4 protein-coding genes and 2 pseudogenes are annotated in these 8,327 nt (G+C 67.3%); all 6 read left to right on the forward strand.

From position 1 onward, the window contains the following. Positions 1 to 44 precede the first annotated feature (44 nt). The 6 genes and pseudogenes from L8K25_RS20085 (at position 45) to L8K25_RS20110 (ending at position 8,308) form a co-directional block, all read left to right on the forward strand. Positions 45 to 3,455 (forward strand): LamG-like jellyroll fold domain-containing protein, encoded by a 3,411-nt coding sequence (locus L8K25_RS20085; protein ID WP_242140776.1) that lies wholly within the window; start codon positions 45 to 47, stop codon positions 3,453 to 3,455. Continuing rightward, positions 3,452 to 4,774, forward strand: coding sequence for a sugar porter family MFS transporter (locus tag L8K25_RS20090; RefSeq protein WP_242140777.1), 1,323 nt, complete (start codon positions 3,452 to 3,454; stop codon positions 4,772 to 4,774). The genes L8K25_RS20085 and L8K25_RS20090 overlap by 4 nt, the downstream gene beginning before the upstream one ends. After that, positions 4,774 to 5,526, forward strand: coding sequence for a GDSL-type esterase/lipase family protein (locus tag L8K25_RS20095; protein WP_242140778.1), 753 nt, complete (start codon positions 4,774 to 4,776; stop codon positions 5,524 to 5,526). Before L8K25_RS20090 ends, L8K25_RS20095 begins: the two co-directional genes overlap by 1 nt. Continuing rightward, positions 5,523 to 7,007, forward strand: a complete 1,485-nt coding sequence (locus L8K25_RS20100; RefSeq protein WP_242140779.1) for a carboxylesterase family protein — start codon at positions 5,523 to 5,525, stop codon at positions 7,005 to 7,007. Before L8K25_RS20095 ends, L8K25_RS20100 begins: the two co-directional genes overlap by 4 nt. Positions 7,008 to 7,223: 216 nt before the next feature. Next, positions 7,224 to 7,415, forward strand: a pseudogene (locus L8K25_RS20105) (glycoside hydrolase family 47 protein); the annotation flags it as partial. Positions 7,416 to 7,549: 134 nt separating this feature from the next. Beyond that, positions 7,550 to 8,308, forward strand: a pseudogene (locus L8K25_RS20110) (IS5 family transposase). Positions 8,309 to 8,327 lie beyond the last annotated feature (19 nt).

Raw genomic sequence — 8,327 nt, forward strand, 5'->3', positions numbered from 1 at the left:
TGATCCATCAAGCCGACGGGATCGGCACTGTTGGGAGGCGATCGATGGGCAAGACACACGCAGGCGCGATACTCGTTGCGTTGCTGGCAACCGCGGCAACCGCACGCGCGCAAACCTACGGGCCGATCAACGCCGACCTGCCCGCAGGTGGCGACGCCGTCACCAGCCGGATCGGTGGCACCGACGCCACGACGATCGCTGCGCCAACCTGGACGCTGTCCGCATGGGTCGCGCCCACCGCGCTTCCAACCGGGCGCGCATTGGTCGGTGGCTTCGGCGACCCCGCGACAGGGCCACGCCGCTTCCTGGCGCTCGACGCCGGACGCCCAAGCCTCGTTACCGAGGGCGGAACGCTCACCGCGCCGGCGCGACTGGCGCCTGTCGGGTGGCATCACCTCGCGGCCAGCTTCGACGGGACGACCGCGCGATTGTTCGTCGACGGCAAGCCGGTCGCACAGCGCAAGATGACCGCCGCGCCCGTGTCTCCGGTCGCAACCCTCGCGCCCCGCTCGGGCGACCCGGTCTTCGCCGGTCGCGTGGCGGACTTCAGGTTGGTCGCCGGCGCAAGCGACGCGCAGACGCTGAAGGCCGCGGCGATGCGTCGGCCCGACCCAGCGCTGATCGCCTTCCAGCAGGGCAGCCCGAGCTGGCCGGTGCAGGTCCGCCAGATGTATGGCCAGACCGCGCCGCAGGATGCCGCGACGCTTCCAAAATCGAAGGTGCCGTTCGACGCCCCGGTCGTCAAGCCCGAGCCGACGACCGCGGCGATCGTCGCGACCGGTCCCGGGCAATGGGACGTCAACGGCTGGCGCCTCGCCGAAGCGCCGAGGGTCAGCGCGCCGGGCGCGACGCTGAGCCGTGCCGGGTTCGACACACGCGGCTGGTATGCCGCGACCGTGCCCGGCACCGTGCTGACGACGCTGGTTGATCGCGGCGTCTATCCCGATCCCGCGCATGGTCTCAACAACCTCGCCATTCCAGAGCGGCTGGCGCGGCAGGACTATTGGTATCGCACCGAATTCGACGTCCCCACCGACGCCGCAGGCAAGCGTCAGCAACTGGCCTTGAACGGCGTCAACTATGCCGCCGAGGTGTGGCTGAATGGCCAGGTGATCGGTACGATGAAGGGCGCGTTCATCCGCGGCCAGTTTGACGTGACGGGCAAGCTCCTCCCCGGTCGCAACGCGATCGCGGTGAAGGTCTCGCCCGCCCCGCATCCCGGCATCGCGCAGGAGGAATCGCTGACTGCGGGCGTCGGCGAGAATGGCGGGATGATGATGCTCGACGGACCGACCTTCGGCGCGGCCGAGGGCTGGGACTGGATCCCGACCATCCGCGACCGCAACACCGGTCTGTGGCGCGGCGTGACGCTGGCTGCGACCGGTGTCGCGACGCTGGGGGATCCACACGTCGTCACGACACTGCCGCGCGCGGACAACAGCGTTGCCGATGTCGAGATCACTGTGCCCGTCTCGAACGCGTCGGCCCAGCCGGTCACGACCGTCGTGCGCGCCGCGTTCGACGATGTTGCGGTCGAGAAATCGGTGACGCTCGCACCCGGTCAGAGCAGCGACGTCGTGTTGCGTCCGTCCGAGTTCAGGCAACTGTCGGTCCGCAACCCCAAGCTGTGGTGGCCCAACGGCTATGGCGCGCCCGCGCTGCACGACCTGACGCTGACGAGCAGCGTCGCGGGCCAGCCGAGCGACACGCGGCGGCTGCGCTTCGGGATGCGGCAGGTCACCTACGACATCTCGCTGATGGACCAGAAGGGCACGCTCGAACGCGTCGGGATCGACCTGAGCAAGGCACGCGCGCTCGGCCAGCAGATCGTCGATGGCAGCCACACCGGGATCCACAAGATCAAGGACGGCTGGGCTGCCTCGCTGGTCCCGGGCGCGGAAACCTCGCCCGCGGTGCGCCAGATCACGAATGAGGACGGGTTGACGCCGTATCTCGTGATCCGCGTAAACGGCGTGCGGATCGCGGCGCGTGGTGGCAACATCGGCATGGACGACTTCATGAAGCGGGTCGACCGCGCCCGGCTGGAGCCGTTCTTCCGTCTCCACCAGGACGCCCATATGAACATCATCCGCAACTGGGTCGGGCAGAATACCGAGGATACGTTCTACGATCTGGCCGACGAATACGGTTTGATGATCCTCAACGATTTTTGGGAATCGACGCAGGATTACAACATCGAGGCGCAGGACCCCGCGCTGTTCCTTAAGAACGCGACCGACGTGGTGAAACGCTACCGCAACCACCCCTCGATCGTCGTGTGGTTTGGCCGCAACGAGGGCGTGCCGCAGCCGATCCTCAACGAAGGGCTGCAGGCGCTGATCCACCAGGAGGACGGCACGCGTATCTATATGGGGTCGTCCAACCGCGTGAACCTGCAGAACAGCGGGCCGTACAACTGGCGCCCGCCGGTCGAATATTTCACCGAGCACGCCAAGGGCTTCTCAGTCGAGAGCGGCACGCCGTCGCTCCCGACGCTGGAAGCGTGGAAGCGCGCGATCCCGGCGGCGGACCGCTGGCCGATCAGCGACAGCTGGGCGTATCACGACTGGCATCAGACCGGGAACGGCGCCGTGACGAGCTACATGAACGCGCTCGCCACGCGTTTCGGCCCCGGCACCAGCCTCGAGGACTTCGAGCGCAAGGCGCAGATGATGCAGTACGAATCCTACCGCGCGATCTTCGAGGGGATGAACGCCGGGCTGTGGACGCAGAACAGCGGGCGGATGCTGTGGATGACGCAGCCTGCCTGGCCGTCCTCGGCATGGCAGATGTTCTCTTCCGACTATGACACGCAAGCGTCCTTCTACGGCGTCAAGAAGGCGTCGGAGCCTGTCCACGTCCAGATGAACCTGCCCGATTACAAGGTCGTGCTGGTCAACAACCGGGTCGGCGACCTGCGCGGTGTGACCGTGGCGGCGAAGGTCGTCAGCCTCGACAACCGCGTGCTTGCCGAGAAGCGCACCACGCTGACCGCGACCGCCGAAACCGCCAACGCGGCGTTCACGCTCGACCTCGCGCCGATCCTGGCGAAGGGCGTCGCGCTGGTCCGGCTGGAAGCGCGCGACGCTGGCGGCAAGGTTCTTTCGACCAACCTCTATTGGCAGGCTGCCAACGACGCGCAGTTCCAGGCGCTCAACACGCTCGCCCCGGTCACGCTCCAGTCCACCGCGAGCAGCCGGGTCGACGGTGCCGAAACCGTCGCGACGGTAACGCTGACCAACCCGAGCCAGACCCCGGCGATCGAGACCAAGCTGACGGTGCTGAATGCAGACGGCAGCCAGGTCCTGCCCGCCTATTTCACCGACAATTACGTGTCGCTGCTGCCGGGTGAAACTCGCGCGGTCGAGATCCGCTACCCGACCGGCAAGGCCGCGACCCCGAGCGTCACGCTGCGCGGCTGGAACGTCGCCGCGTCGAGCACGGCACTGCGGTGAGCGGGCGCGGGGTCCTGGCGGCGAGCATCGGCACTGCCGCGCTCGCCGGGCTGTTGTTCGGGTTCGACACTGCGGTCATCGCGGGCGTCACCGGCGACCTCACGCGGATCTACTGGCTTACCCCGGAAACGCTGGGGGTCACCGTTTCCGCCGCGCTGTGGGGGACGCTGGTCGGGGCGCTGTTCACCGGCAAGCCGGGGGATCGCTACGGCAGCCGCCGCGTGCTGGGGCTGCTGGGCATCCTCTATGTCATCGCAGGCATCGGCTGCGCACTGGTCACCGACTGGAGCGCGTTCCTCGCCTTCCGGTTTGCCTGCGGGCTCGCGATCGGGGGATCCTCGGTCCTCGCCCCCGTCTACATTGCCGAGATCGCGCCCCCTGCCCGGCGTGGAATGCTGGTCGGGCTGTTCCAGCTCGCGATCGTCACGGGAATCCTGGTGGCCTATCTCAGCAACGCGGTCGTCGGGTCGTTGGTCGGCGAGGCCGCATGGCGCTGGAAGCTCGGCGTCACCGCGGCGCCAGCGATCCTGTTCCTGGTCCTGCTCGCGCGCATTCCGGACAGCCCGCGCTGGCTGATCCTGTCGGGACGCCTCGACGACGCCCGCGCCGCGATGGTGCGGATCGGCCTGACCGCGGCGGAGGCGTCCGCCGAGATCACCTCGGTCGAGACAGCGCTTCGGCAGGACGAACCCGGCGAAGCCCTGTCGTGGCGCAAGCATCGCAAGCCGATCCTGCTCGCGGTGGCGACCGCGATGTTCAACCAGCTCGCCGGGATCAATGCGGTCCTCTATTATCTCAACGACATCTTCGCCAAGGCAGGAAGCCTGTCGCCCGATCGGCAGGCGATCCTGATCGGTGCCGCCAACCTGCTGTTCACGCTGGTCGGCATGGCGCTGATCGACCGGGTCGGGCGGCGGACGTTGCTCGCCTCCGGCGCGGCGGGGATGACGGTGTGCCTGTCGGTCGCCGCGCTGGTACTGTTCGGGCGGATCGGCAACGCTGCGCTGCTGCCCGCGCTGGTCGGCTTCATCGCCTTTTTCGCGACCAGCCAGGGCGCGGTCATCTGGGTCTATCTGTCCGAGATCTTCCCGAGCGCGGCGCGCGCGCGCGGCAGTGGCCTCGGCGCGAGCACGCACTGGTTGATGAACGCCGCGATCGCCGGGGTGTTTCCAGTGCTCGTCGCCTGGTCGGCGGGCGCGCCGTTCGTGATCTTTGCGGTTGCAATGGCGGTGCAATACGTCGTCGTGCTGCTATTTTTCCCCGAAACCAAGGGCGTCGCACTCGATGCGATGCACGCCCGGATGATGGAGCCCCGCTAATGCGCCATGCGATGCTACTGCTCTCCGCCTTGTTGCCAATGGCCAACGCGAGCCAGGCGCAGACCCCGGCGGCCGACAAGGCCACCCCGGCGCAGGACCCCGAGCAGCGGCTGCATCAGGACTGGGCATGGCTCGGGCGCTACCAGCAGGCGAATGCCGCGATTCCGCCGTCCGACACCCGCAAGCGCGTTGTTTTCATCGGCGATTCCATCACGCAGGGGTGGTTCGACAAGGTTCCCGGGTTCTTCGGCCCCGACCGGATCGATCGCGGGATCGGCGGACAGACCACGCCGCAGATGGTACTGCGCTTCCGGCAGGACGTGATCGACCTGCACCCTGCCGTGGTGCAGATCATGGGCGGCACCAACGACATCGCCAGCAACACAGGGCCGATGACGCTGGAACAGACGCAGGCCAACATCATGATGATGTGCGACCTCGCGCGCGCGAACGGGATCCGCGTGATCCTCGCGTCGATCCCGCCCGCCGCCAATTTCCCATGGCGTCCCGGACTGGAAGTGTCGTCCAAGATCGCGCGGATGAACCTCTGGCTGAAGGGCTATGCCGCGCGGATCGGCGCGACCTATGCCGATTACTGGACCGCGCTCCACGACGTGTCGGCGCAGCGCGCGGCATTTACCGTCGACGGCGTCCACCCCAATGAACGCGGCTATGCCGCAATGGCCCCCGTCGCCGAAGTGGCGATTCGCGATGCGCTGGCGCGCACTGCCCCCGCCGGCCTGCCGCGGTGAGCGTTCTGCTGGCTCTCGCGCTGGCGGCCGCCGGACCGATTGTCACGACCGATGACGGTCCGGTCCGCGGTGCGGCGACCGCGGGCGGCGGCGCGGTGTTCCGGGGTATCCGCTATGGTGCCCCGCCGACGGGGGCGCTGCGCTGGCGGGCGCCGGTCCGGCCGCGTCGCTGGACCACGCCCATAGCGGCGGTCGCGGACCATGCGGCCTGTCCGCAATCCGACTATGGCACGTGGAACCGCGCCGCCGCGCGGGGGGGATCGGAAGACTGCCTGTTCGTCGACGTCCGCACCCCGCGCCTGACGCCCACCGCTAAGCTCCCGGTGCTGGTCTGGATTCACGGCGGCGGCAATCGCGGCGGGGCCGGCGGTGGCACCGTCGAAAGCCGGATCACCGAGCGCGGGATTGTGGTGGTCGGCATCCAATATCGGCTGGGAGCGCTCGGGTTCCTCAGCCACGCCGCGCTGAGCGCCGAGGACGGTGGGCATTCGGGCAATTACGCGCTGATGGACCAGCAACTCGCCCTTCGCTGGGTGCAACGGAACATCGCGCGGTTCGGGGGAGATCCGCGGCGGGTGACGATCGCGGGCGAATCCGCCGGAGCACAGGACGTCGCGCTGCAACAGCTGTCCCCGCTGGCGCACGGGCTGTTCCACGCGGCGATCCAGGAAAGCGGGACGGCCGGGTTCGGCGTGCCGCCGCGCAGCCTGGCGCAGAACGAGGCGGTGGGCGCGCTTTTCGCTCGGGCGGCCGGTCTCGCCCCCGACGGCACCGCCGCGCAACTCCGCGCGCTTCCGGTCGATCGCGTCCTCGCGGCGCAGGACGCGATCGTGGCGCCTGGGCTCGAGGACAACAGCTTCATCTGGCTACAGGCCGTGGTCGATGGACGCGTGTTACCCGATACGCCCGCGCGTCTGCTCGCGCGCGGACGCGTCAACCCCGTCCCGCTGATCATCGGGACCAACGCGCGCGAGTTGCCGTTGCACGGTGACCTGTCGGCCGCACCCGGGATCGTGACGCGGGCCTTCGGTAGCCACGCCGGCGCGGCGCTGGCCTATTATGGGTTGGCTCCGGGACGGATGCCCGTGTCAGACCCCCGGCTCGGCAGCACCACCGACCAGATCGCCACGGACCTGACCTTCCGCTGCCCGACACGTGTTACCGCCGCAGCCGTGGCCGGGTACGGCGGATCGGTCTGGCAATATGCCTATGATTATACGGCACCGGACGGAACAGCGGTAACGCACGGAAGCGAGCTGCGCAGCGTGTTTGGCACCCCCGCAACCGGGCTCGAACGTGGAGCGCCGCCGCTACAATCCTATTGGGTGCAGTTCGTCCGGACCGGTAATCCGAACGCAACCGGCTCGGCACCCTGGCCGGAGATCACGGCGACCAGCCCGCACGCACTTGCATTCACCAATGCTGGGCCGATCGTGCGCGATGCAACCCGACTGCCCTGCCTCTGGCGCAATGCAGCTTGAGCTTGCAAGACGACACGAATTTGACGTCGCATAGCGACGCAAGGACCTCAAGAGCCGCGCCCGCCCCGCAAAGTTATTGGAGCGCGGCGTGGAGGTCTTATCGGTAGGCCTGCGGCGACGATCGATCATTTGCTCGCTGCGCAAGCGTATGGCGTCGTGCCGGTAGCCCCCACCAGAGTGTTCCCGGCGAGACGTGGCTAGAACAAGGCTGAATACGGCTATACCGATCTCGCCGACGTAACTGGAGCCCCCAAGCGCCAAGCGGACCATTGCCCTGGCTATTGGTGGTCGGAGCAGATGAGATATTACTATCTGCTGTTTTCGGACACGCCGCGGTTCGATTACAATCGCAACTACCTATCGACCGAAGGCAATGTTCTGATGGGCTTTAAGCGCACATCAGCCTGATTGGTGTACGCTACTCAGGTTAATATCCCCGGCATGTCGACGCCTGCTCGGATGCAGGCGCTCTAGGGTCAGGACCCATAAACGGTATTCCCTTGGCGGCGCGAATGTGATTCAGGCTCGACGACAGCAGGAGCGTGAGTTTGAGCGAGTTCTGGTTTAGTGAAGAGCAGTTCGAGCGGCTACGGCCGTTGCTGCCGGACAAGGTTCGAGGGGTTGCGCGGGTTGATGACCGGCGTGTGATCAGCGGCATCGTCCATGTGGTGAGATCGGGCGGTCGCTGGGTCGATGCACCGGCCTGCTACGGTCCGAGAAAGACGCTCTACAACCGGTTCGTCCGGTGGGCGGCGAAAGGCATCTGGCAAGAGATCTTCGTCACGCTGGCGGCAGCGGGTGGACCGCCTGCCGAAGTTCTGATCGACAGCACGCATATGAAGGCCCACCGCTCAGCGGGCGGCGGAAAATGGGGGCGCTCGTCCAGGCGATCGGGATCAGCCGAGGTGGTCGCAACAGCAAGCTTCACGCGCTCACCGACGGCGAAGGTCGCCCGCTCCGCTTCCTGCTGACCGGCGGTAACGTCGCCGACTGCCGTGCTGCCGATGTCCTGCTCGACGATCTCGCGCCGCGCACCATCGTCTTGGCGGACAAGGCATATGACAGCAACGCGATCCGCGACCTGATCGAGCGCCAGGGTGCCGTGCCCAACATCCCCTTCGAGGCGAACCGGCGCTGGGAAAAGCTGCTTCTCGCGCTCGCTCTACAAAGGCCGAAACGCGGTCGAGCGCATGTTCTGCCGCCTAAAGAATTATCGCCGCATCGCTACGCGCTACGACAAGCTCGCCACAAACTTCCTCGGCGCGATCTACCTCGTGGCAGCCGTTACCTTGTGGTTATGAGTCCTGACCCTAGAACCGC

Origin of the sequence: Sphingomonas sp. TREG-RG-20F-R18-01 (assembly GCF_022662475.1) — a bacterium.
In the GTDB taxonomy this organism is placed as follows: Bacteria; Pseudomonadota; Alphaproteobacteria; order Sphingomonadales; family Sphingomonadaceae; genus Sphingomonas.

Bases quoted from the DNA above. Each gene is read 5' to 3' on its own strand.
- L8K25_RS20095 (WP_242140778.1), top strand. From the start codon at position 4,774: ATGCGCCATGCGATGCTACTGCTCTCCGCCTTGTTGCCAATGGCCAAC.
- L8K25_RS20085 (WP_242140776.1), top strand. From the start codon at position 45: ATGGGCAAGACACACGCAGGCGCGATACTCGTTGCGTTGCTGGCAACC.